This is a genomic window from Phaeobacter gallaeciensis (genome assembly GCF_001678945.1).
Lineage (GTDB): Bacteria > Pseudomonadota > Alphaproteobacteria > Rhodobacterales > Rhodobacteraceae > Phycobacter > Phycobacter gallaeciensis_A.
This window is the reverse complement of sequence record NZ_CP015124.1, coordinates 1,960,001-1,984,310: the sequence shown is the minus strand read 5'-3', so window position 1 is coordinate 1,984,310 and position 24,310 is coordinate 1,960,001. Positions and strand designations below refer to the sequence as shown.

Annotated in this window: 21 protein-coding genes, 1 tRNA gene and 1 rRNA gene (1 of these 23 only partly in view); 15 read left to right on the top strand and 8 right to left on the bottom strand. The window is 60.8% G+C overall.

All coding sequences use genetic code 11. The features are described 5' to 3' along the window. Positions 1–12 precede the first annotated feature (12 nt). The 8 genes from JL2886_RS09530 (at position 13) to JL2886_RS09495 (ending at position 8,763) form a co-directional block, all read left to right on the top strand. Complete coding sequence (locus tag JL2886_RS09530; protein WP_116560346.1) at positions 13–822, top strand: ABC transporter ATP-binding protein; 810 nt, start codon at positions 13–15, stop codon at positions 820–822. A gap of 29 nt (positions 823–851) precedes the next feature. After that, complete coding sequence (locus JL2886_RS09525; RefSeq protein ID WP_065271784.1) at positions 852–1,838, top strand: branched-chain amino acid ABC transporter permease; 987 nt, start codon at positions 852–854, stop codon at positions 1,836–1,838. 93 nt (positions 1,839–1,931) lie between these two features. Next, positions 1,932–2,189, top strand: coding sequence for a hypothetical protein (locus JL2886_RS09520; RefSeq protein ID WP_065271783.1), 258 nt, complete (start codon positions 1,932–1,934; stop codon positions 2,187–2,189). Positions 2,190–2,192: 3 nt separating this feature from the next. After that, positions 2,193–3,269, top strand: a complete 1,077-nt coding sequence (locus JL2886_RS09515) for a branched-chain amino acid ABC transporter permease (protein ID WP_065271782.1) — start codon at positions 2,193–2,195, stop codon at positions 3,267–3,269. Between the two features lie 98 nt (positions 3,270–3,367). Further along, entirely contained in the window at positions 3,368–4,651 is a 1,284-nt protein-coding gene (locus tag JL2886_RS09510) for an ABC transporter substrate-binding protein (protein ID WP_065273619.1), read from the top strand. A 165-nt stretch (positions 4,652–4,816) separates the two neighbouring features. Next, on the top strand, positions 4,817–5,653 hold the full coding sequence (locus JL2886_RS09505) for an ABC transporter ATP-binding protein (RefSeq protein ID WP_065271781.1): 837 nt from the start codon (positions 4,817–4,819) through the stop codon (positions 5,651–5,653). A gap of 17 nt (positions 5,654–5,670) precedes the next feature. Next, positions 5,671–6,888: a phenylacetate--CoA ligase family protein gene (locus JL2886_RS09500; RefSeq protein WP_065273618.1), complete on the top strand. Its 1,218-nt coding sequence runs from the start codon at positions 5,671–5,673 to the stop codon at positions 6,886–6,888. A 195-nt stretch (positions 6,889–7,083) separates the two neighbouring features. After that, the gene (locus JL2886_RS09495; RefSeq protein WP_065271780.1) at positions 7,084–8,763 is read left to right on the top strand and encodes an ABC transporter permease; all 1,680 of its coding nucleotides are present in this window, start codon (positions 7,084–7,086) and stop codon (positions 8,761–8,763) included. Here the strand turns inward: JL2886_RS09495 and JL2886_RS09490 are convergent. The 4 genes from JL2886_RS09490 to JL2886_RS09475 form a co-directional block, all read right to left on the bottom strand. Continuing rightward, positions 8,760–9,656 carry a CobW family GTP-binding protein gene (locus JL2886_RS09490; RefSeq protein WP_065271779.1) on the bottom strand — a complete coding sequence of 299 codons (897 nt, stop codon included), beginning with the start codon at positions 9,654–9,656 and terminating at the stop codon, positions 8,760–8,762. The two genes, JL2886_RS09495 and JL2886_RS09490, sit on opposite strands and share 4 nt — an antisense overlap. A 297-nt stretch (positions 9,657–9,953) precedes the next feature. Continuing rightward, the gene (locus JL2886_RS09485) at positions 9,954–10,970 is read right to left on the bottom strand and encodes a Fe(3+) ABC transporter substrate-binding protein (protein WP_065271778.1); all 1,017 of its coding nucleotides are present in this window, start codon (positions 10,968–10,970) and stop codon (positions 9,954–9,956) included. A 253-nt stretch (positions 10,971–11,223) separates the two neighbouring features. Further along, positions 11,224–11,349, bottom strand: a complete 126-nt coding sequence (ykgO, locus tag JL2886_RS09480) for a type B 50S ribosomal protein L36 (protein WP_008562923.1) — start codon at positions 11,347–11,349, stop codon at positions 11,224–11,226. Between the two features lie 80 nt (positions 11,350–11,429). Then, positions 11,430–11,504: transfer RNA gene (locus JL2886_RS09475), tRNA-Val, on the bottom strand. A gap of 158 nt (positions 11,505–11,662) precedes the next feature. Between JL2886_RS09475 and JL2886_RS09470 the strand changes: the two genes are divergently transcribed. Then, positions 11,663–12,523 carry an N-formylglutamate amidohydrolase gene (locus tag JL2886_RS09470; RefSeq protein WP_065271777.1) on the top strand — a complete coding sequence of 287 codons (861 nt, stop codon included), beginning with the start codon at positions 11,663–11,665 and terminating at the stop codon, positions 12,521–12,523. 31 nt (positions 12,524–12,554) lie between these two features. On the opposite strand, the gene JL2886_RS09465 is transcribed toward JL2886_RS09470, so the two are convergent. After that, positions 12,555–13,847, bottom strand: a complete 1,293-nt coding sequence (locus tag JL2886_RS09465; RefSeq protein ID WP_082996044.1) for a DNA polymerase IV — start codon at positions 13,845–13,847, stop codon at positions 12,555–12,557. A gap of 97 nt (positions 13,848–13,944) precedes the next feature. Between JL2886_RS09465 and JL2886_RS09460 the strand changes: the two genes are divergently transcribed. Further along, positions 13,945–14,352 carry an NUDIX hydrolase gene (locus tag JL2886_RS09460; protein WP_065271776.1) on the top strand — a complete coding sequence of 136 codons (408 nt, stop codon included), beginning with the start codon at positions 13,945–13,947 and terminating at the stop codon, positions 14,350–14,352. Between the two features lie 446 nt (positions 14,353–14,798). On the opposite strand, the gene pyrF is transcribed toward JL2886_RS09460, so the two are convergent. Beyond that, entirely contained in the window at positions 14,799–15,512 is a 714-nt protein-coding gene (gene pyrF, locus JL2886_RS09455) for an orotidine-5'-phosphate decarboxylase (RefSeq protein ID WP_065271775.1), read from the bottom strand. Between the two features lie 276 nt (positions 15,513–15,788). On the opposite strand from pyrF, the gene clpB reads away from it, so the two are divergent. After that, positions 15,789–18,407: an ATP-dependent chaperone ClpB gene (clpB, locus tag JL2886_RS09450; RefSeq protein WP_065271774.1), complete on the top strand. Its 2,619-nt coding sequence runs from the start codon at positions 15,789–15,791 to the stop codon at positions 18,405–18,407. 82 nt (positions 18,408–18,489) lie between these two features. Here the strand turns inward: clpB and JL2886_RS09445 are convergent, their stop codons facing one another. Further along, positions 18,490–19,938 (bottom strand): methyl-accepting chemotaxis protein, encoded by a 1,449-nt coding sequence (locus JL2886_RS09445; protein ID WP_065271773.1) that lies wholly within the window; start codon positions 19,936–19,938, stop codon positions 18,490–18,492. A gap of 201 nt (positions 19,939–20,139) precedes the next feature. Further along, positions 20,140–20,589 (bottom strand): DUF302 domain-containing protein, encoded by a 450-nt coding sequence (locus tag JL2886_RS09440; protein WP_065271772.1) that lies wholly within the window; start codon positions 20,587–20,589, stop codon positions 20,140–20,142. Positions 20,590–20,715: 126 nt separating this feature from the next. Between JL2886_RS09440 and JL2886_RS09435 the strand changes: the two genes are divergently transcribed. From JL2886_RS09435 to JL2886_RS09420, 4 genes are all read left to right on the top strand, one after another. Next, a complete protein-coding gene (locus JL2886_RS09435; RefSeq protein WP_065271771.1) occupies positions 20,716–22,206 on the top strand; it encodes an FMN-binding glutamate synthase family protein in 1,491 nt (496 codons plus the stop codon). 70 nt (positions 22,207–22,276) lie between these two features. Continuing rightward, a complete protein-coding gene (msrP, locus tag JL2886_RS09430) occupies positions 22,277–23,176 on the top strand; it encodes a protein-methionine-sulfoxide reductase catalytic subunit MsrP (protein ID WP_065271770.1) in 900 nt (299 codons plus the stop codon). Then, on the top strand, positions 23,176–23,772 hold the full coding sequence (msrQ, locus tag JL2886_RS09425) for a protein-methionine-sulfoxide reductase heme-binding subunit MsrQ (protein WP_065271769.1): 597 nt from the start codon (positions 23,176–23,178) through the stop codon (positions 23,770–23,772). Before msrP ends, msrQ begins: the two co-directional genes overlap by 1 nt. 522 nt (positions 23,773–24,294) lie before the next feature. Continuing rightward, positions 24,295–24,310 (top strand): 16S ribosomal RNA (locus JL2886_RS09420) (it continues 1,444 nt past the right edge of the window).

Here is a 24,310-nt window from a genome sequence, read left to right as displayed (position 1 = left end):
CACGTGAAAGACATGGAAGAAGGATACGTCACCGAAGACGGCCGCAAGATTGGCGGCGTGGTGATGGAAATGAAGAACATCACCCTGCGGTTCGGCGGTGTGGTGGCGATCAAGGACATCTCGTTCGACATCCGTCAGGGTGAGATCCGCGCGATCATCGGCCCCAACGGTGCGGGCAAGTCCTCGATGCTGAACGTGATCTCGGGGTTCTACGTCCCGCAGGAAGGTCAGGTTCTCTATCAGGGCAAGCCGCGTCCGCAGATGCGTCCCTACGAGGTGGCGCGTCAGGGTATCGCCCGGACCTTCCAGAACATCGCGCTTTTCGAAGGGATGAGTGTTCTGGACAACGTGATGACCGGACGGCTCAACTACATGAAGACCGGCCTGCTGAGCCAGGCGCTGTGGAAGGGCAAGGCCGAGAAGGAAGAGACCGAGAACCGCGAAGCGGTGGAGAAGGTCATCGACTTTCTGGAAATCCAGCACATCCGCAAGACCCCGGTGGCGCGTCTGCCCTATGGTCTGAAGAAACGGGTGGAACTGGCCCGCGCCCTTGCGGCCGAGCCGAGCCTGCTGCTGCTGGATGAACCGATGGCTGGCATGAACGTCGAGGAAAAAGAGGACATGTCCCGCTTTATCCTTGATGTGAATGACGAATTCGGCACCACGATCGCTCTGATCGAACACGACATGGGCGTGGTGATGGATCTGTCCGACCGGGTGGTCGTGATGGATTACGGCAAGAAGATCGGCGATGGCACGCCGGACGAAGTCCGCAACAACCAGGATGTGATCGACGCCTATCTCGGCGTTGCGCATGACTGACCATCAGACCGGCTTGAGGGAGGCGAAACATGCCTGAACAACTGATTTTTGCGATGGAAGTCACGCTCAACGGTCTGATGGCCGGCGTGCTCTATGCGCTTGTCGCGCTCGGATTTGTCCTGATCTACAAGGCATCCGGCATCTTTAACTACGCCCAGGGCGTCATGGCGCTGTTCGCGGCGATGACCCTGGTGGGGATCATGAATGGTCAGGTGCCCTTTGCGCATCTGATCAACGCGGTCTTCGGCGGCCATATCACCCATTTCGGGTGGACGATCCCGTCCTTCTTGGCGGTGATCCTGACCGTGGCGGTCATGGTTCTGCTGGCCTGGCTGGTGCAGGTTCTGGTGATGAAGCATCTGGTCGGTCAGGAACCGATCATCCTGTTCATGGCCACCATCGGTCTGGCCTACTTCCTGGAAGGCGTGGCTGACCTGATGTGGGGCTCCGAGATCAAGACGCTGGATGTGGGCATCCCGCAGGGCATCAACCTGTGGATTGATGAGACCACCTACAACATCTTTGGCTACGGCTTCTTCATCGACAACCTTGATATCGTGGCGACCGTGGTGGCGGCGCTGCTGGTGACCGGTCTTGTGATCTTTGCCCAATACACCAAGCAGGGCCGCGCCATGCGCGCCGTGGCGGATGATCACCAGGCGGCGCTGTCTGTGGGTATCTCGCTGAACTTCATCTGGGTTCTGGTCTGGTCGGTTGCCGGGTTCGTGGCGCTGGTCGCAGGTATCATGTGGGGCACCAAGTCGGGCGTGCAGTTCTCGCTGTCGCTGATCGCGCTGAAGGCGCTGCCGGTTCTGATGCTGGGCGGTTTCACCTCGATCCCGGGCGCCATCGTCGGCGGCCTGATCATCGGTGTAGGTGAGAAACTGTTTGAATTTGCTATCGGCCCGATGGTCGGCGGCGCGACTGAAAACTGGTTCGCATACGTTCTGGCGCTGCTGTTCCTGGTGTTCCGTCCGCAAGGCCTCTTTGGGGAGAAGATCATCGAAAGGGTCTGACGCAGCCCAATGACATCAAGGCCGGTTCCATTCGGGGAGGGATGGGGCCGCGCCGCAAGAGACTGAACGCAACATAAGAGGGAGGAAAGACGCATGAGAAAGCTCATTGCCATCGTCAATGTGATCGCCTGGTCTGGATTTTGGGCCTTTGGCTATCTGGCGCTGACCTCCGGAGATTTTTCCGACACCCAGGTCGTGATCTCCGCTCTTCTGGCTGCTGTCGGTCTTTTCACAGGGATCCTCGCCTATCTGCGACTGGCCCGCCTGGCCGAGGCCAGCGGATACGCGAAGAAGACAAATCAACTGGACGCAGCGGCCCGCAACCGCGCGCAGGAAAAAGGGAGCATCTGAAGCATGTTCTACCGTGAAGCCGGGGACTTTAAGGTCTCTTACCAGGATGACAGCCAGACGTTTCCGATCAAGTTCGATCGCTATCGTTACTACGCGGTGCTGGCCGTGGCCTTTCTGGTCATCCCCTTTGTCATCAACGACTACTGGGCGAATGCCATCCTGCTGCCGTTCCTGATCTATTCGATCGCGGCCATCGGCCTTAACATTCTGGTCGGATATTGCGGTCAGGTCAGCCTCGGGACCGGCGGTTTCATGGCTGTGGGTGCCTATGCGGTCTACAAGTTCATGACCGCCTTCCCCGAAGTCAGCATGTTCGTGCATGTTCTTTTGGCGGGTGGTGTGACCGCGCTGGTCTGTGTGGCCTTTGGCCTGCCGTCCTTGCGCATCAAGGGCTTTTACCTGGCGGTGGCCACGCTGGCGGCGCAGTTCTTCCTGGTCTGGCTGTTTAACCGTGTGCCGTGGTTCTACAACTACTCAGCCTCGGGCCAGATCAACGCGCCTGAGCGGGATGTCTTTGGCATCGTGATCACCGGTCCCAACGCACCGGCGTGGGCGACCTATTTCTTCTGTCTGATCTTCCTGACGTTCTGCGCCATCGTCGCCCGCAACCTGACGCGCGGCACAACGGGCCGGACCTGGATGGCGATCCGCGACATGGACATCGCTGCCGAGATCATCGGGGTGAACCCGCTGAAGGCGAAACTGACAGCCTTTGCCGTCTCCGGCTTCCTGATCGGTATCTCCGGGGCACTGTTCTTCTCGGTCTACCTTGGCGCGGTTGAGGTCGGCGAGGCCTTTGGCATCAACAAGTCGTTCCTGGTGCTGTTCATGGTGATCATCGGCGGTCTGGGCTCGATCTTCGGCTCCTTCGCGGGCGCGGCCTTCCTGGTACTGCTGCCGGTGGTACTGAAGGTTCTGGGCGTCGACGTGATGGGCTGGCCGACTGATATCGTGGCGCATTTCCAACTGGTGATCGTGGGGGGGCTGATCGTGTTCTTCCTGATCGCAGAACCGCACGGGCTGGCGCAGCTGTGGCGCGTTGCCAAAGAAAAACTGAGACTCTGGCCCTTCCCGCACTGACGCGGGGACGGCAGACCATCGCGGGGACAACAGCAAGAGCCAACTCACGGGCCCCGCATCAAAAAAATCGGATGAGACCAATGGGAGGAATGAACCCGATGAAACTTAAACTGACCACTCTGGCGCTGGGCGCGCTGATGGCCGCAGGGCCAGCCATGGCGGATCTCGTATTCCCGTCGCTGAGCTACCGCACCGGCCCCTACGCCGCAGGTGGCATCCCCTTCGCGGATGGCTATGCCGACTATTTCACCCTGGTGAACGAGCGTGACGGCGGCATCGGCGGCGTCAAGGCGAAGGTGATCGAATGCGAGACCGGCTATAACACCGAAAAAGGTGTGGAATGCTACGAATCCACCAAGGGCGAAGGCGCGCTGGTGTATCAGCCGCTGTCCACCGGTATCACCTACCAGCTGATCCCCAAAACCGCTGCTGACGGCATCCCGCTCCACACCATGGGCTATGGCCGGACCTCGGCTGCCAACGGCAAGGTCTTTGGCAACGTGTTCAACTACCCGGCAAACTACTGGGATGGCGCCTCGGGTATCATCACCTACCTGCTGGACGAAAACGGTGGTGACATCAAAGGCAAGAAGATCGCCCTGCTGTACCACAACTCCGCCTACGGCAAGGAACCGATCCGCACCCTGGAAGAGCTGTCCAAAAAGCATGGTTTCGAACTGTCGACCCTGCCTGTTGACCACCCCGGTCAGGAGCAGAAGTCCCAGTGGCTGCAGATCCGCCGTGACCGTCCCGACTATGTCGTTATGTGGGGCTGGGGCGTGATGAACCAGGTTGCCATTCAGGAAGCCGCAAACGTCCGCTATCCGATGGAAAACTTCATCGGCGTTTGGTGGTCCGGTGCCGAGCATGACGTCCTGTCCGCCGGTGCGAAGGCCAATGGCTACAAGGCTGTGACCTTCCACAACGTTGGCCGCGACTTCCCGGTGTTTGATGACATGCAGAAATATGTTGTCGACAAGGGCCTGGCTGCCGGTGCAGGCGATCAGATCGGTAATGTGCTTTATAACCGTGGCATGTACGCGGCGATGCTGGCTGTCGAAGCGGCCAAGACCGCCCAGGAAATGCACGGCACCAAGGACATCACCCCGGCGATGATGCGCGATGGCATGGAAGCCCTGGAAATGCCCGAAGCCCGTATGTCGGCGCTTGGCATGCCCTACTTCGGTCCGTCCTTCAACGTTTCCTGTGAAAACCACGGTGGCCCCGGCCTCGTCGGCATGACCCAGTGGAACGCAGAGACCAAGACCTGGAGCCTGATCTCGGACTTCCAGAAGACCGATACCGCTGTAATCCAGCCGCTGATCGAAGCTGACTCCGCTTCCTATGCGGCGGAAAACAACATCGAACCGCGCTGCAACTGATAGTGCTCGTGGTCCCGCCTTTTGGGGCGGGACCGGACTCAAAACCGGTGTGGCGGTCAGCCGCCACACCACCTCCGAAGAGACACCGATCCGGGCGCCTGCGATGAATACGGCTCGCCCCGGACCAGGCCGCAACAGGCCGTGACCGCATGAGGACAAACTTTGATGCTCGACGCAGCAAACACCACCGATGTGCAGGCCGAAACCCTGCTTGAGGTCAACAATATCGAGGTGATCTACAACCACGTGATCCTCGTGCTGAAAGGCGTCAGCCTGAAGGTTCCAAAAGGCGGTATCACCGCGCTGCTGGGCGGCAATGGCGCCGGCAAGACAACGACACTGAAGGCGGTTTCGAACCTGCTGCATTCCGAACGCGGTGAAGTGACCAAAGGGTCGATCAAATACCGCGGCGAGGTGATGCACGATCAGGATCCCGCCGAAGTGGTCCGCAAGGGCGTCATCCAGGTGATGGAAGGCCGCCATTGTTTCGAACACCTCACCGTTGAGGAAAACCTGATGACCGGCGCCTATACACGCGCCGATGGCAAGGGCGATATCCAGCGCGATCTGGAGATGGTCTACAGCTATTTCCCGCGCCTGAAGGAACGCCGCAAATCCCAGGCTGGCTATACCTCCGGGGGTGAGCAGCAGATGGTGGCCATGGGCCGCGCCCTGATGAGCCGCCCGGAAACCATCCTGCTGGACGAACCTTCGATGGGTCTGGCGCCGCAGCTGGTGGAGCAGATTTTCGGCATCGTGAAATCGATCAACGAAAACGAAGGCGTGACCTTCCTGCTGGCCGAACAGAACACCAACGTTGCCCTGCGCTTTGCGCATTATGGCTACATCCTGGAATCCGGCCGCGTGGTGATGGATGGACCTGCCGCCGAACTGCGCGAAAACCCGGACGTGAAGGAATTCTATCTCGGCATGTCGGATGAGGGGCGCAAGAGCTTCCGCGATGTGCGGTCCTACCGCCGCCGCAAACGGTGGCTGAGCTGATGCGGGGTGATGAGGACATGAGTTTTTTTGACATTCTTGAAACCCGCTCGGCGGATGAACGTGCCGCGGATATCGCCAAGGCGCTGCCGGAGCAGATCGCCCGCGCCAAAACCGCGCCGGGATATGGATCGGCGCTGGCCGATGTGGATCCTGCGGCGATCACCTCGGCTGCGGATCTGGCCGCGCTTCCGGTGCTACGCAAATCCGAACTGAGCCGCGCCCAGGCCGAGAATGCCCCCTTTGGTGGCTTCACGGTGAAACCGGCGCATGGGTTCGCGCATATCTTCCAGTCGCCGGGTCCGATTTATGAACCGGGCGGCAGCGAACATGACTGGTGGCGCATGGGTCGCTTCCTGCACGCGGCAGGCATTGGCGCTGGCGATGTGGTGCAAAACTGTTTCGGCTACCACCTGACTCCGGCTGGCATGATCTTTGAAAGCGGCGCCCGCGCCGTTGGCGCCGCGGTTCTGCCCGCAGGCACTGGTCAGACGGAATTGCAGGTCACAGCCGCCCGCGATGTGGGGGCGACCGCCTATGCGGGCACTCCGGATTTCCTCAAGGTGATCCTGGACAAGGCCGATGCCATGGGCGTGAAGCTGGGCTATACCAAGGCGGCGGTCGGGGGCGGCGCGCTGTTCCCCTCGCTGCGTCAGGAATACGCCGACCGGGGCATCACCTGCCTGCAAAGCTATGCAACGGCTGATCTCGGCAACATCGCCTACGAGAGCGCCGCGATGGAAGGCATGATCGTCGATGAGCGTGTTATCGTCGAGATCGTCACGCCGGGCACAGGCACGCCGGTTGCGCCGGGCGAGGTGGGCGAGGTCGTGGTGACCACGCTCAACCCTGATTACCCGCTGATCCGTTTTGCCACTGGCGATCTGTCGGCGGTTCTGCCGGGACAGTCCCCTTGCGGCCGTACCAACATGCGGATCAAGGGCTGGATGGGCCGCGCGGATCAGACCACCAAGATCAAGGGCATGTTCGTGCGCCCTGAACAGGTGGCAGCGCTGGTCGACAAGCATGATGAGATCGTCAAGGCGCGCGTCATTGCCACCCGTGACGGCGAAATGGACGCGATGACTGTTCAGATCGAAGCCACCGGCGGCGATGAGGTTGGGTTTGGGAAATCGGTGATCGAAGTGCTGAAGCTGAAAGGCAAGATCGAAGTGGTTGCCCCCGGTGCCCTGCCCAAGGACGGCCTGGTGATCGAGGATCAGCGCAGCTACGACTGAGCCGCAGCCTTACACAGACATGGAGAGCCGGGCCCCGTAAGGACGCCCGGCTTTTTTCTATCCGAAACCGGGGCCGGGCGTATTCGCCGCAGGGCAGGGTGCTTGCCAGTTTCCTGCTGGAGTTTCCGACAAAAATGATCGAAATAGAGGGGTGTTCCGACCCGCAGTGGGATTCACCAAAGCGATGAGCAACCGATGACTGAAGCCAGCCACACTCCAGACTACGCCCCAAAGGGAAGCCGCCTTGGGCGCAAGGCCGGGACACGCGTCTTTGCCGTGCTGGGCTGGGTCGTGGCGCTGGCTTGCGTCCTACCGATGCTGGCCGTGGCGCTGGCGGGGATGGTCGGCGGCACGGATACCATCGCGCATCTGGCCGGGACGGTGCTGCCACGCTACCTGATCACGACGGTGGTGCTAGTGGTTCTGGTCTCACTTGGAACCCTGTTGCTGGGCGTCGGGGCGGCCTGGCTTGTCACCATGACCCGTTTTCCTGGCGTGCGCCTGTTTGAGGTCGCGCTGGTCCTGCCGCTGGCCTTCCCGGCTTATGTGCTGGCCTATGCCTATACCTTTGTTCTGGATCACCCCGGCATCGTGCAGACCACCCTGCGACAGGTGACGGGCTGGGGTCCGCGCGATTACTGGTTCCCGGAGATCCGCTCTCCGGGTGGGGCGGCGGTGATGCTGATCTTCGTCCTTTATCCCTATGTCTACCTCTTGGCGCGGGCGGCATTCTTGCAGCAAAGCGCTGGCGCCTTCCTGGCGGCACGGGCACTGGGGAAAAGTGCCTGGGAGGCCTTCTGGCGTGTCAGCCTGCCGATGGCGCGGCCGGCGATTGCCTCGGGCGTGCTGTTGGCGGTGATGGAGACCATCGCCGATTTCGGCACCGTGTCCTATTTCGGGGTGCAGACCTTTGCTACAGGGATCTACACCAGCTGGTTCTCGCTCGCGGATCGCGCCGGGGCGGCGCAGCTGGCGCTCTGCCTTCTCAGCTTTGCGCTGATGCTGGCGGTAGTGGAACGCTCCACCCGCGGCAAGGCGCGCTATCATCAGGCGGGCAAGCATCACGCTGAAATGCCGCCTGCTGACCTCACCGGTTTGCGCGCCGTTGCGGCCTGGGTTCTGTGTGCGATTCCGGTGGTGCTGGGCTTTGTGCTGCCGGTGGTGATCCTGTGCAATATGGGGCTGCAATCCGAGCAGGACCTGTTCAGCCGCCGCTATATCGGGTTCATCCAGAACTCTCTGCTTCTAGCCTCGACTGCTGCGGTGATCACCGTGCTGGCGGCGGTCATCCTTGGCTTTTATCAGCGACTGCGCCCGGGGCGCAGTTCTGCACTCGCGGCCTATATGTCACGGCTGGGCTATGCGGTGCCGGGCGGGGTGATCGCGGTGGGGCTGATGGTACCTTTCGCGGCCTTTGACAACGCTCTCGATGCCTGGATGCGGGCGACCTTTGATATTCGTACCGGCTTGCTGATCACCGGATCCATCTGGCTCTTGGTGGCCGCCTATATGGTGCGGTTCCTCGCGGCGGCTCTTGGTGCCTATGAGAGCGGCCAGTCCACCGTACACGCCAATATGGATGCGGCTGCCCGGTCGCTGGGACAAAGCCCGCTGGGCATGCTGCGCCGGGTGCATCTGCCGATCCTGACGCCGAGCCTGCTGACCGCGCTGCTGATTGTTTTCGTGGATGTGATGAAGGAACTGCCCGCAACGCTGATCATGCGGCCATTCAATTACGATACGCTGGCGGTGCAGGCCTACCGGCTGGCCTCGGACGAGCGGTTGGAGGGCGCTGCGGTGCCGTCTCTGGTCATCATGGCGGTTGGGTTACTGCCGGTGATCCTGATCTGCCGACAGGTTGGGCGCCGCCGTTAGGCGTGCCCACCTGCCTGGCTCTGAGCGTCAGGCTGGCCCGTCCACCAGGCCTCGATTTGTTCGGGGGAAATCCGCCCGGCAGGCCCAAGCCCAATCAGAAGGGTTTCGTCGGCATCGCAGTGACGGGCTTCGACGTGGCGGCCGACGATATGCAGCTCATAGGCACCGCCAGTGGTCAGCACGTAGCCTTTCATGCGGTAAAGACCGTCGGGGCGGCTGGCCAGTTTGTCGCCCAATGCGCGGCGATCCAGAACATCGCGGCTTTGATGTTGCCAAGTGGCATAGGCGGGATGCGCGGCCACGGAGCGGCCTTTGGGCAGGGGCACGACGTCAAACAGGAGATCAGAAACTGGCGCACCATCCAGAACCGTCGGGGTGCGCGCGCCCGCGGCCTTCAATTGGTCTGCCAGATCCGCATCGATTGCTTCGCATTTGGAGACCAGAACCAGGTCAGCGGCGCGGATTTGCTGCAGCACCTGGGGGGCAATCTCTTCATCCTGCAGAAGGGTATCGGCATTGAGCCCATCCACCACGGTGACAATGCCGGCATAGCTAAAGCCGCTTTCGCCCATGACGGTATTTGCGATGGCGACTGGATCGGAGATACCGCTGGCCTCGATCACCAGATGGCCGGGCTGTTCCGGCCGATCCAGGATTTGCCGCAGCGTCAGCGCCAGATCCGTTCCCATGGTGCAGCAGATGCAACCATTGCTCAGGGCGATGGTGCCGTTTTCCGTATCGCGGATCAGATCGGCGTCGATGTTTATGGCGCCGAAATCGTTGACGATGACGGTCAGGTCCAGCCCGTGCGACTCGGCGAGGATGCGATTGATGAGGCTGGTTTTACCTGCGCCGAGGTAACCGCTGATAATCGTGACAGGCACCCTTTTCACAGCATGGTTCCTTGTCGTGCGATATCCCGGAAACCCTGCATGTGCCTTTAACCCCTCACTTGAAAATTCCGCAAATCTATAGGCGGCAGTAGGGTGCAGGTCCAGAAATTCAGCAACAAAGTTGCCGGATTGCAGGCGTAAAGGCGCTAAAGGATCATTTTGGGAGCGGGCAATGGCCGATTCTGAAAATCCGGGTCTTGAGTTGAGACATTCTGACCATCTGCGACTCTCAAAAAGGACAAAAAGGCGCGAGGGGGCCTCGCGCCTTTTTTAAAATTCGAATCATCCTGAGGTGGATTATTTCCAGCCTACCGCATCAAAGATCTTCTGTGCTTCGGGGATGTTCTTGGCCACGTCGGACAGGTTGATGTCGTCGGGTTTGAAATGGCCAAGGGCAGCGATGCTGGGGGCGAGGCCCACGCCCGGCACGGCCGGGTATTCGTCATTGCCTGCCGAGAAATACTGCTGCGCCTGATCCGAGGCGAGATACTCGAGGAACTTGATCGCGTTATCGCGGTTCGGGGCATGTGCAGCAACGCCGCCACCGGACAGGTTCATATGCGCGCCCTGTTCGTTTTGCGCCGGGAAGATCCAGCCGATCATGTCACGCGAATCGGAGAGGCCTTTGACGTCTTTGCGGATCGAGCGGGCAAAGTAATAGCTGTTCGCAACGGAGATCTCGCATTCACCCGAGACGATGCCGCGCAGCTGGTCGGTGTCACCGCCCTGCGGATCACGCGCCATGTTGGCAACCACGCCTTCGGCCCAGGATTTGGCAACATCGCTGCCCTGGTGGGTGATGATCGAGGCCAGCAGGGTCTGGTTGTAGGTGTTGGTCGAGGAGCGGATACAGACCAGCCCCTTGTACGCCGGATCGGCCAGATCAAGGTAGGTCTGCGGCGGGTTGGCCACGTCAGCCTTGTCGTAGAAGATGATCCGGGCGCGCTGGGAAAAGCCGAACCACTGGTTGTCTGCGTCCTGCAGGTAACCGGGCACGCGCGCCTCCAGCACGTCGCTGTCGATGGATTGCAGCACGCCTGCATCCTTGGCGCGGGCCAGACGCGAGGTGTCGACGGTCAGCAGGATATCGGCAGGGGAATTCTCGCCCTCGGCCTGCATGCGGGCAATCAGCTCATCCGCCTTGCCTTCGATCCGGTTGATGCGGATGCCGGTTGCCTCTTCGAAGTCCGAATATAGGCGTTCATCGGTGTCGTAATGGCGCGAGGAATAGAGGTTTACCTCTCCCTCGGCGGCGGCCGAGGTCGCAATGGTGGCGGCCAGAGCGCCTGCCAGTATCGTGGTCGCTTTCAACATGGTTACTCCCATCAAGCTTCGGTATGTCTTTCCGACTGATTTAGTCGATTATAGGATTCCGAAGCGGATGAAAACAAAAACTGACAATTTTACTTGGAGAAAATTCACGGGCTGGCTGCGGGTCAGTGGGCAAGGTCGTATCGGCTCGTTTCGGTAAGCGCCGCCGCTAAAACGCAAAAAAACCGCATCCGAAGATGCGGTTTTCAAAATACGCTGTGACTGTCGTGCAGTCCCAGATCCGGTCTGGTGGATCTTAGCCCTGACGCGCTTTGAAGCGGCGCTGGGTCTTGTTGATCACGTAGACGCGGCCCTTGCGACGCACAACGCGGCAGTCACGGTGCCGGTTCTTGAGCGAGCGGAGCGAGTTCTTGACCTTCATGGTCCTTCTCCTGTTCTGCGGCGCGAACCAGCGCCTGGGTTAGCGGGTGTTCCGACCCGTGGGCCAAAACAATGAATTCATGGTGGGCGATACAAGGTTCGAACTTGTGACCCCTTCGATGTCAACGAAGTGCTCTACCGCTGAGCTAATCGCCCATGAAACCCTTGCAACATCCTGCCCCAGAAACAAACGGGGCGCGGGATGCCGCGCCGGTGAAGGGGTCTATAATAAGAGTCGCGGAGGGGTGCAAGAGCTTTTGACCCCAGAAATTTCCAGTCTATGCTGTTTTTAGATCTAAGGGGCCGGAGCCGGGATGTCCGACGCAGCATTTTCTGTCATGTCGCCGCAAAATCTGCGGTCAGCAATCGTTTTTGCATCGCCTCATAGCGGCGCCGATTACCCGCCGCAGTTCCTTGAGCAATCGATTCTCGACCCGCATCGGATCCGCAGTTCCGAAGATGCCTTTGTCGACAGGCTTTTTGCTGCAGCGCCGGAATATGGCGCGCCGCTGCTGAGGGCGGTAAAGCCGCGCGCCTATCTGGATCTGAACCGTTCTCCGGAAGAACTGGACCCGGCGCTGATCGAAGGGGTGATGCGACGCGGGCAGAATCCCCGCGTGGCTTCGGGGCTGGGGGTGATTCCCCGGGTCGTTGCCGGCGGGCAGGCGATCTATCGGGGCAAACTGCCCCTGACCGAGGCCCGCAGTCGCATCGACAGCTACTGGCGCCCCTATCACCGGGCGTTGCAGGGATTGCTGGATCAGGCCCATGTCGGGTTTGGCCATGCGATTCTGATCGATTGTCACTCGATGCCGCACGAGGCGCTGGAAACCATGCCCACCCGGTCGGGGCAGATGCCGGACGTGGTACTGGGGGATCGGTTTGGGGCTGCGGCGGCGGGTGAGATCGTTGATCGTGTCGAAGCCGCCTTTACCAGTGTCGGTTTGCGGGTGGCCCGCAACGCGCCCTTTGCCGGCGCCTATATTACGCAGGCCTACGGCCGCCCGTCGCGCAATCAGCACGCGATCCAGGTGGAAATCGACCGCTCTCTTTATATGGATGAGGCCACGATCCGGCCCAATGGCAATTTCGCCATCCTTCAGGACGCTTTGCGCGGTGTCATCGCAGCAATGACAGATTCGGTGCAGGAACAGCCTCCGCTTGCCGCCGAGTAAGAGCCCGCTGCGGGTCTGGGCAGGAGCGATCCTAACGCAAGGCGCGCCCTTTCAGGATGGCGCCATCTCCAAACCGTTTGCGGATGGCATCGCTGGCCCGTTCGGCCCCGGCACGCTTGCTGGCCTGCGGGTCCAGAAGGTCGCCGGTCACATCGGCCTGATCGGCGGGCACCAGATCGGAAATGCCGCAGCCAAGCAGGCGATAAGGCCCCTGATCGCCCACCTGATCCAACAGGGCGCGTGCTGTGCGATAGATCGTATCGGCCATCTGGGTGGGGCTGCGCAGGGCGATGCGGCGGGTCAGGGCCGAATGATTGGCCCGTTTCAGTTTCAGCGTCACCACGCGCCCGGCCTTTTCCTTGGCCTTGGCCCGGTCCGAGACCTGTGTCGCTAGCCGCCACAGATGGCCGTCCAGAACCTCGGTATTGGCTGAATCCTCAAAAAACGTTGTTTCCTTGGAGATCGATTTCACTGGCGCATTGGCAGAAACGCGGCGCCGGTCCTCGCCCCGGGCCAGATGCCACAGTCGATCCCCCATCGAGCCGAAGCGGGCGTGCAGATCTTGCCGGTCCCAGCGCAGAAGATCAGCAAAAGTGCGAATCCCCGCCTTGTCCAGCGAAGCCTGCGCCGCAGGACCAATGCCCCAGATCAGCCGCACCGGTTTGTCGTGCAGGAAATCTGCGGTCTCGGATTTACCGATCACCGAAAATCCGCGCGGCTTGTCCAGATCTGAGGCAACCTTGGCCAGGAATTTGTTGTGGCTGAGGCCGATCGAGCCGGTGATTCCCAGCTCGTCCTTCATGCGTTTGACCAACCGCGCCAGCATCACGGCGGGCGGCGCCCCGTGCAGTTTTTCGGTGCCGGACAGATCCATGAAGGCTTCGTCCAGTGACAGCGGTTCCACATCCGGCGTCAACTCGTTCATCATTTCGCGTACGGCGCGGCTCACCTCGGCATAGACCTGCATCCGGGGCTTGATTACCACTGCATCGGGGCAAAGCTTCAGCGCCTGAAACATCGGCATCGCGGATTTGACGCCGCGGATACGCGCCACATAACAGGCGGTGGAGACCACCCCGCGCCGCCCACCGCCGATGATCACCGGCTTGTCGGCCAGCGCCGGGTCATCGCGTTTCTCAACGCTGGCATAGAAGGCATCGCAATCCATATGGGCGATGGTCAGCGAAAACAGCTCGTCATGCACCTTGACGCGCGGACTGCCGCAGGCCGGGCAACGCAGTGGGCGCCGCTGCGGCGGTGCGATCTGGCGCAGGCAGTCCCGGCACAGGGCGGAAGACTGCGAAGATGTGGATGAGGCGGGCATGGCAGGCGGGTAGGGGGCTTCGTTGAAACGGTGCAGGATGAGTTTACTCCGGCCCGGCAATATTGTCTTTAGGCCATCGCGGGGCCATGTTCATGTCATGACATTTTCAGGTGCAAAACTGGCCTTGTTTCTGGGCCAGAAAATCGTGGTCATCCTGCGCGATGACAAGCCCGACATTCCCTATCCCGGTCATTGGGATCTGCCCGGCGGCGGACGGGAGCAGGAGGAAAGCCCCGAGGTTTGCGCGCTGAGAGAAACCGAGGAAGAGATCGGGCTGCAACTGGCCCCGTCTGATCTGGTCTGGTCGCGCCGCTACAGTCGGCCACGCGGATATGTCTGGTTCTTTGTCTCCCATCAGCCTGCGGGATTGGTGTCGGACATCCGCTTGGGTTCGGAAGGGCAGCGGTGGGCTCTGATGGATCCGCGGGAGTATTGCGAACATCCCCTTGCTGTGCCGCATTTCGCCGAACAGCTCTCGGGCTATCTGAGCGAGGCCAGAGCTTAGCGTCGGGCGCTGTGGAGGTTTTTCAAGAAAAATCCCCCGCGCGAAACGGCGGGGGCAGGTGACGAACCTCAGGAAGAAGAGTTCGTCTGGGGAGTGTTGAGACCAGAATCGCCGATCCGACTCCCTGACGCAAATTTTGCACTTCCCCGAAATGGATGCTCTGCCACAGCCTGTGCTTTTCCGGGCACAGCTGTGTGGCGGCTCTGGGGAGGTCAGTTTTGGTATTCTAGTTAAATATTATGAGGTTGACGTAGGGTTAGGTCGGTTTTCAGGAAATTTCGGCGGGAAATATTTTGCCGACCATGTCGTGCAAATTCTGCCTGAAAATTGGGCAAACCGCAGTGGTAAGGTTTGCCTGATGGGCGCGGCGGCCAAGACGGACGCACTGACCGCCACCCCTGATACGGTTATTGGGACTGCGTTCAGCCGCAATGCGGCTCGCTGGACTACAGGCTGCGCAGCTCGGTCAGAATGTCTTCGGCGGCCTTGCGCGGGTCTGCTGCCTTCCAGATCGGGCGACCGACAACGATGTGATCGGCGCCATCGGCAATGGCGCTGGCCGGGGTGGCAACGCGTTTCTGGTCTCCCAGATCCGCACCGGCCGGGCGCACGCCGGGGGTGACGATCAGCTTGCCCGCTGCCTCGGGCAGGGCGCGGATCAGGGCGGCTTCCTGCGGGCTGGCGATCACCCCGTCGGCTCCGGCGGCAAAGGCATTTCCTGCACGCTCCTGCACCAGATCGCGGATCTCTCCGGGTTTGATCAGCGCCCCATCAAGGTCATCGCGATCCAACGAGGTCAGGATGGTGACGGCGAGGATCTTCATGTCCTTGCCTGCCGCGCCTTCCTTGGCCGCGCGCACCACATAGGGGTCGCCATGCACTGTCAGGAAATCCAGATCGAACTGCGCCAGCCCGCGCACGGCGTTTTCCACCGTGGCGCCGATGTCGAACAGTTTCATATCGAGGAAGATCCGCTTGCCCAGCTCCTGCTTCATCTCATTCGCCAGCGCCAGCCCGCCGCCGGTCAGCATGCCAAGACCGATCTTGTAAAAGGACACCGCATCGCCAAGCCGCTCGGCCAGTTTCAATCCTTCGATTGCGTTGGGAACGTCCATGGCAACGATCAGGCGGTCGTCGGCAATCGGGGTAGTGGCAGACATGGCGGGTCTCCGGTTTTGTGAAAACGTGACAGGGGATGCGGAATTGCGCTTTCCTAATCCGCACGGGGCGGTTGGGAAAGCCTAAAAAACAAGGCATTTGGCGCAGCGCCTGCCCATGAGAATTTGATTGAGGTCAGAGATTTTGCATCTCTTTGCGGTCAATATGCTCTTGAAGAGGGGGCGAGACCTCCCAAATTGGAGTGTGAGGCCCGGACCGGGGCGTGCCGCAAAGCGGGCGCTGCCATATTGATCGGGCGCTTGTAAAAGGAGAGAGAGATGGACTTGACCAAGTTCACTGAGCGTGCACGCGGTTTCGTGCAGGCGGCGCAGACAATTGCACTGCGCGAAGAGCACCAGCGCATGGTACCCGAGCACCTTTTGAAAGCTTTGATGGATGACGATCAGGGGCTTGCTGCCAACCTGATCACCCGCGCGGGCGGCGATGCCACCCAGGTTGCCGGATCTGCGGATGCGGCTGTTGCCAAGTTGCCCAAGGTCAGCGGCGACGGCAGCCAGATGTATCTGGATCAGCAGACCGCCAAGGTGCTGGATGAAGCCGCCAAGATTGCCGACAAGGCAGGCGACAGTTTTGTCCCGGTCGAGCGTGTCCTGATGGCTCTTTGCATGGTGAAATCCAAGGCCAAGGACGCGCTGGAGGCAGGCAATGTTTCTGCCCAGAAGCTGAACGAGGCGATCAATGACATTCGCAAGGGCCGCACCGCCGACAGCGCCACGGCCGAAGAAGGCTATGACGCGCTGAAGAAATACGCCCGCGACCTGACCGAAGCCGCCCGCGAGGGCAAGATCGACCCGATCATTGGCCGGGACGAGGAAATCCGCCGCGCCATGCAGGTGCTGAGCCGCCGCACCAAGAACAACCCGGTGCTGATCGGTGAGCCGGGCGTCGGTAAGACCGCCATCGCCGAGGGCATGGCGCTGCGCATCGTCAATGGCGATGTGCCTGAGAGCCTGCGCGACAAGCAGCTTCTGGCGCTGGACATGGGGGCGCTGATCGCCGGTGCGAAGTACCGCGGTGAGTTCGAAGAACGCCTTAAGGCGGTCCTGACCGAAGTGACCGAAGCCGCCGGTGAGATCATCCTGTTCATCGACGAGATGCACACCCTAGTGGGGGCGGGCAAATCCGATGGTGCCATGGATGCGGCCAACCTGATCAAGCCTGCGCTTGCACGGGGTGAGCTGCACTGCATCGGCGCAACCACGCTGGATGAATACCGCAAGTACGTCGAAAAAGACGCAGCCCTTGCCCGCCGGTTCCAGCCGGTGATGGTGTCCGAGCCGACGGTGGAGGATACGATCTCGATCCTGCGCGGCATCAAGGAAAAATACGAGCTGCACCACGGTGTGCGCATCGCCGATGCGGCGCTGGTGGCGGCGGCGACCCTGTCGAATCGTTATATCACCGACCGTTTCCTGCCGGACAAGGCCATCGACCTGATGGACGAAGCCGCCAGCCGTCTGCGCATGCAGGTGGACAGCAAGCCCGAAGAGCTGGACGCGCTTGACCGCCAGATCCTGCAGATGCAGATCGAGGAAGAGGCGCTGAAGCTGGAAGACGATGCCGCCTCGCGTGATCGTTTGGAGACGCTGCAGAAAGAGCTGTCGGACCTGCAGGAGCAATCTGCAGAGATGACCGCCCAGTGGCAGGCCGAACGTGACAAGCTGGCCGGCGCCCGTGATCTGAAAGAGCAGCTCGACAAGGCGCGCGCCGAACTGGATATCGCTAAGCGTGAAGGCAACCTCGCCCGTGCGGGTGAACTGTCCTATGGCGTCATTCCGGGGCTGGAAAAACAGCTGGCTGAGGCTGAGGAGAAGGAACAGCAGGGTCTGATGGTCGAAGAGGCCGTCCGCCCCGAGCAGATCGCCGGTGTTGTCGAACGCTGGACCGGGATCCCGACCTCCAAGATGCTGGAAGGCGAGCGTGAGAAACTGCTCCGGATGGAAGACGATCTCCATGCCCGCGTGATTGGTCAGAACTCTGCCGTGACGGCGGTCGCCAATGCGGTGCGCCGGGCACGTGCGGGGCTCAACGATGAGAACCGCCCGCTGGGCAGCTTCCTGTTCCTCGGGCCGACCGGTGTCGGTAAGACCGAACTGACCAAGGCCGTGGCTGAGTTCCTCTTTGATGACGACAACGCGATGGTGCGCATCGATATGTCCGAGTTCATGGAGAAACACGCGGTGGCGCGTCTGATCGGTGCTCCTCCAGGCTATGTCGGCTACGAGGAAGGCGGCGTGCTGACCGAAGCCGTGCGGCGGCGTCCTTATCAGGTGGTTCTGTTCGACGAGGTCGAAAAGGCGCATCCGGATGTGTTCAACGTGCTCTTGCAGGTGCTGGATGACGGCATGCTGACCGATGGTCAGGGTCGCACCGTGGACTTCAAGCAGACGCTGATCATTCTGACGTCGAACCTTGGTGCGCAGGCGCTGAGCCAGCTGCCCGAAGGCGCTGATGCCTCGGATGCCAAGCGCGACGTGATGGATGCGGTGCGGGCGCATTTCCGCCCCGAATTCCTGAACCGTCTGGACGAGACGATCATCTTTGATCGTCTGGCCCGCGCCGATATGGACGGCATCGTCAAGATCCAGCTCAAGCGGCTTGAGAAGCGTCTGGCCGATCGCAAGATCACCCTGCAACTGGATGAAGGTGCGCAGACCTGGCTGGCCGACGAAGGCTATGATCCGGTGTTCGGTGCCCGCCCGCTGAAGCGCGTGATCCAGCGTGCCTTGCAGAACCCGCTGGCCGAATTGCTGCTGGCTGGCGATATTCGTGACGGGGACACCGTACCGGTTTCTGCCGGGGCGGATGGTCTGATCATCGGCGACCGGATCGGAACCACCGACCGGCCCAAGCCGGACGATGCCGTGGTGCACTAAGCACCCGCTCGATCCTTGCGGATGAAACGCAGAGGGCCCGCCAGAGATGGCGGGCCTTTTCTATAATTGTGGCAGGGGCTGTTCAGAAGTCTTCCCAGGTCTCCACATTCCCCGGTGTGGCTGACTGCGCTGTCGCGTTGACTGTAGCCGCCGAAGGTGTTGCGATCGTGGCCTGTGCGCGCTGGGCGGCATTGAAGCGCACCACGTTCGCGCGGCTCTCAGTCCCGGCGCCGTTGCCGGTTCTGAACTGAGCCACTTGTTGTGACAGGTTTTTAGCGTTGTTGGCCATGATCTGGCTGGCGCCGGAGGCGTCTTCGACCATTGCGGCATTGCTTTGGGTGACTTCGTCCAGCTGTCCCATGCCCATGTTGATTTCGGACAGGGTCGCGGATTGCTCCTGCGTTCCCCGTGCGATGTCGCTGACGTGGCCGGAAATCGTGCTGACGCTTTGGATGATCGATTTCAGCTCCCCGCCGGCGCGGCCGACCAGATCGACGCCCGTGACCACATGGCCCGAGCTTTCGGTGATCAGCAGCTTGATCTCTCCGGCGGCATCGGTCGACCGTTTCGCCAGCGCCCGCACCTCGGAGGCAACCACGGCAAAGCCACGGCCTGCTTCCCCCGCCCGGGCGGCTTCGACCCCGGCGTTGAGCGCCAGCAGGCTGGTCTGGAAGGAAATGTCGTCGATGACGGTCAGAATGGTTGAGATCTTTTCCGAGGAGGCGCGGATCTGATCCATCGCATCAATGGCTTCCTGCACGACGGTGCTGCTGCCCTCGGCGGTGGTCTGCGCCTCTGTCACGATTCGCTCCACATCCTGCGCGCCCTGCGCAGCGGATTTGACGGTTGTGGTCAGCTCTTCAATGGCGGCTGCGGTCTGTTCCAGGGTTGCCGCCTGGGTTTCAGTGCGCTGTGACAGTTCTGCCGAAGACTGGCTGATGCCAGTCGCCGCGTGTTCTACAGTTTCCGACACGGATTTGACCGCCGAGATGACCGTTTCCAGCTGGGTGACCGCCGCGTTGAAATTTCCGGCCACGGCGCCAAGGTCAGGAATGTCAGAGACTGGAATGCGGTGATCCAGCGCGCCGTCGCGCAGTGCGACCAGCCCGTGCGAAATATCCTGGATCGCCTTGCGGCGGTAGGTGATGTCGGTGCCCAGCTTGATGATCTTGCGCACCTGTCCCGCCGCGTCCAGAACCGGCGCAAAGGTCGCCTGGATCCAGACTTCGGTGCCTGATTTGGACCGCATGGGGAACTGGTCGGTGAAATGCTGCCCCTGTTCAAGCGCCTGCCACAACTCCCGGAACTGAGGGCCACTGGCATAGTCTGCGGAGACAAGCATTCTGTGGGCCTTACCGGTGATTTCCTGTTCGGTATAGCCGAGGGAAGAGAGAAAATTCTCGTTTGCGCGCAGGATCGTTCCGTCGGGTGTGAATTCGATGACTGCTTGTGTCTTCTCTATGGCTGCCAATGTACCCAGCAAATCGTCTTGTTCTTGTGTGCGTTCTGCAGACTTGAATTTGAAAAACATTGGACCTCTTCTTCAGCAATGCATTTCCCGGCAGGCGGGATGAAGAAGAGATATTTTCGCGGTATTAATTTAGCATGAAATTTAGTGACTTATCGAGGGCCGCCCACAGCAGCGTCCCGCCCGGAACCGGTGATCCCGGTCCCGGGCAATCTCTGTGCTGACCGCACACACACATATATATGTGTGCGACGGGGCCGCGCCTTATTCCTCGATCGCTTCGCGGGCGATGCCGTCCAGCAGTTCCTGAATCACCTGCATCTCGCCCTCGGGGAAGGCACGGAAGCCGATGGTGATCTCTTCCTCGCCGGGGATCTGGGCGACGAAGATGTCATAGGGGCAGAACATGATGTTCATCGGGTCGGCTTCCATCACCTGCCGCGACAGCTGCGCGGAGCAGAAGGAATAGACGTCAGCCTTTTCGAACAGAACGACGTCAGAGCCGACATCGGCGCGGGTGCGTTCCAGCATATCGCCCACGTGGCTGATGTGATCGACCACCAGACCGCGGTCGGTGATGGCGCTTTCCAGGCCAAAGGTCACGTCGTCAAAGGACAGCGTGGTTTTGTAGCTGACCATGCCTTCGGCCTGGGCGCTGGCGCCGAGGGACAGGGCGGTGGCCGTGGCGGCAACGGTGGCTGCGAAAAAATTCATGATATATCTCCCTTTTGTGAGCAAAGCTCGCTTGCCCGCCCCGGCGTTCCCCCTCAGTCTGGGGCAGGGCAGGCGGTGTCTGGGCCGCGCGTCTTACTGAATATATAGGTACATAGGAGTTTTTGCATGGGTATTGCGGCGAATGCCATAGAATTCCTGGCGCTTGCATTTGTTTTTGCGCTGGGGGCGGTCGGGCTGCTGTTGCTGGTCCTGTTTCTTGTGGACAGGCTTCAGACCGAGGATGCGATCCGGCGCAACTACCCTGTCATCGGACGCTTCCGGCATCTGTTCAGCACGCTAGGCGAATTCTTCCGTCAGTATTTCTTTGCCATGGATCGCGAAGAACTGCCGTTCAACCGGGCGCAGCGCGACTGGGTGAGCCGCGCCAGTGAGGGCAAGGGAAACACGGTCGCCTTCGGTTCAACCCGCAATACTTCGGTGCCGGGCACGGCGATCTTCGTCAACGCACCTTTCCCGCCCCTTGATGACCAATACGCCAGTTCCGAACCCATGGTGATCGGGGCAGGGGCACGGGTGCCCTATCTGGCGCCCTCCTTTTACAACATTTCCGGGATGAGCTACGGCGCCCTGTCACGCCCCGCTGTCCGGGCGCTCAGCCGCGGCGCGCGTGAGGCGGGCGTCTGGATGAACACCGGTGAAGGCGGGCTCAGCCCGTTTCACCTTGAGGGCGGCTGCGACATTGTTTTCCAGATCGGCACCGCGAAATACGGCGTGCGCGATGAACACGGCAACCTGAGTGACGAAAAGCTGTGCAAGGTGGCCGAACATCCGAACGTGCGGATGTTCGAGCTGAAGCTGTCGCAAGGGGCCAAACCGGGTAAGGGCGGCATCCTGCCTGCGGCCAAGGTCAACGCCGAGATTGCCGAGATCCGCGGCATCCCCGAAGGCAAGGCGAGTATATCTCCCAACCGCCACCCCGAGATCGGAACGTTCGATGACCTTCTCGACATGATTTCTCATGTGCGCGAGGTCACGGGCAAACCGGTCGGGATCAAAACGGTGGTCGGCTCCGAAGCGGTGATGCGGGAAATGTTCATGAACATCGCCTCGCGCCCGGAGGATGCGCCGGACTTCATCACCATCGATGGCGGCGAAGGTGGCACCGGCGCAGCCCCCATGCCGCTGATCGATCTGGTCGGCATGTCGGTGCGCGAGGCGCTGCCGATGGTCTGTAACCTGCGCGATGAATACGGGATGAAGGAGCGCATCCGCCTGATCGCCAGTGGTAAGCTGGTCAATCCGGGCGATGTGGCCTGGGCATTGGCCGCAGGGGCCGATTTCGTGACCTCGGCGCGCGGCTTCATGTTTTCCCTTGGCTGCATTCAGGCGCTCAAATGCAACAAGAACACCTGCCCCACCGGTATCACCACCCATGATCCGCGCCTGCAAAAGGGCCTGGTGGTCGAGGATAAGGACAAGCGCGTGGCCCGGTTTGCCCGCGAGGTGATCCACGAGGTCGAAACCATCGCCCATTCCGTGGGGGTGGCCGAGCCGCGTCAGCTGCGGCGGCGCCACGTGCGCATCGTACAGGGGGATGGCACCTCCCGTCCGATGAACGAGATCATGCCAGGTTACAGTGCTATCGCGGAGTCGTGACAGGATATGTTTTGGTCCGTGGCCTCTCCCGCGCTAGCTCTGGTAACGAACATGGAAAAAGGAGCCCGCAATGGCACGTCGCTGGACCAATACCCTGACCGAGGCTGATATCACCCCCGAAGCGGCCTTCTGGAACCGCCGCCAGATCATGGCGGGCATGGCCGGGCTTGGGCTGAGCACGCTGGCGGGCGGCGCCAAGGCCGAGACGCTGGAGCCCAACAGCTGGGACGATGTGACCAGCTATTGCAACTTCTACGAATTCGGCACTGGCAAGGGCGATCCCGCAGCCTATGCCGGACAGATGACGACCGAACCCTGGAGCGTCCGGATCGATGGCATGGTTGACCGGCCCGGCGCCTATGACTTTCAGCAGATCCTCAGTGAGATGACGATCGAGGAACGCATCTACCGCTTCCGCTGTGTCGAGGCCTGGTCGATGGTGGTGCCCTGGAACGGATTCGAACTGGCGGATCTTCTGAATATGGCGGGTGTGCAGGAAGGGGCGAAATACGTGGCCTTCGAAACGCTCTATCGCCCCTCGGAAATGCCGGGCACCGCCTATCGGGTTCTGGACTGGCCCTACCGTGAGGGCCTGCGCCTTGATGAGGCGATGCATCCGCTGACCCTGATGGCCACCGGCATCTTCGGCAAACCGCTGCCAAACCAGAACGGCGCCCCCCTGCGTCTGGTGGTGCCATGGAAATACGGTTTCAAGTCGATCAAATCGGTGGTGCGCATCACCGTGACGGATCAGGAACCGCCCACCAGCTGGAACATGGCCAATGCCCGCGAATACGGATTCTACAGTAACGTGAACCCAAAGGTGGATCACCCCCGCTGGAGCCAGGCCACCGAACGGCGTATCGGCGGTGGTCTTTTTGCAGGCCGGGAGCCGACACTGATGTTCAATGGCTATGAAAAAGAGGTCGCCTCTCTTTACGAGGGGATGGATCTGGCCAAACACTTCTGATGGATGGCCTGAACCAGCTGCTGCGCCGTGTTCCGGTTTGGAGTGTCTATCTGCTGGGCCTCCTGCCGGTGCCGGGGCTGTTCTTTCTGGGGCTCACCGGCGGCCTTGGTGTCGAGCCGGTCAAGGCGCTGGAGCACGAATATGGCGAACTGGCGCTGAAGTTGCTGGTGGCGGTGCTGGCGGTGACCCCCTTGCGCCGTTACGCCGGGCTGAACCTGATGCGGTTCCGCCGGGCGCTGGGGGTCCTCTCCTTTATATATGTGCTGTGCCACCTTTTGGTGTGGCTGCTGCTGGATGTGCAGATCCCATCCCAGATTCTCGCTGATATCCTGAAACGTCCCTATATCACCATCGGCATGGCGGCCTTTGTGCTACTCCTGCCGCTCGCGGTGACATCGAACAATGCCTCTCTGCGCCGACTCGGTCCGCGCTGGCGCATTCTGCATCGCCTGACCTATCCGGCCATTGCCCTTGGGGCGCTGCACTATGTGATGCTGGTCAAAGGGTTTCAGATCGAACCGCTGGCCTATCTGGCCGTGATTCTTACACTTCTGGCCCTGCGCCTGCCCGCAATCCGCAGAAAAGCCACCACCTGATCGTGCCTCAGGCCCATCAAATCGCTTAAAACATGGGCGCATGAAGGTTTTTTGAAAAAACCGCCCGGAATCGAAAATTTCTGCTTGCGCCTTCCGGCCCTTAGGACTAGAACCCCCTTCACCGGCGGCGCTGAGGCGCTACGGGGCGCGGCGGAGACGCTGCTGACGGATCGGAAAGACGGTTGAGACGCTCAGGAGAGACTGAGGCATCTTTGAGGATGAGGCAGGCGGGCGCGCTGAGAGATTGGCGCATCTGTTTGTTTTGGCCGCTGGGTGTTGCTCTTTGACATTGATAGATAACTGAAGAGATATGTGGGCGGTTTGGTTCATTTCGATGGATCAACGTCTGTATATCGCGCTGGTAGGAATTTCGGTTCCGATGATCCAGTGTCAGCTTCACTGTTTGTACGGCTTCGGTTTCTTTTGAAACCAAGCACACAAACAGAGACTTTCATCAGGATTAGCCTCCTGGTGAAGATGTGCAGAGGTTCGAACGTCAAGGATATGCGAGCAATCGCATTTCAACTTGAGAGTTTGA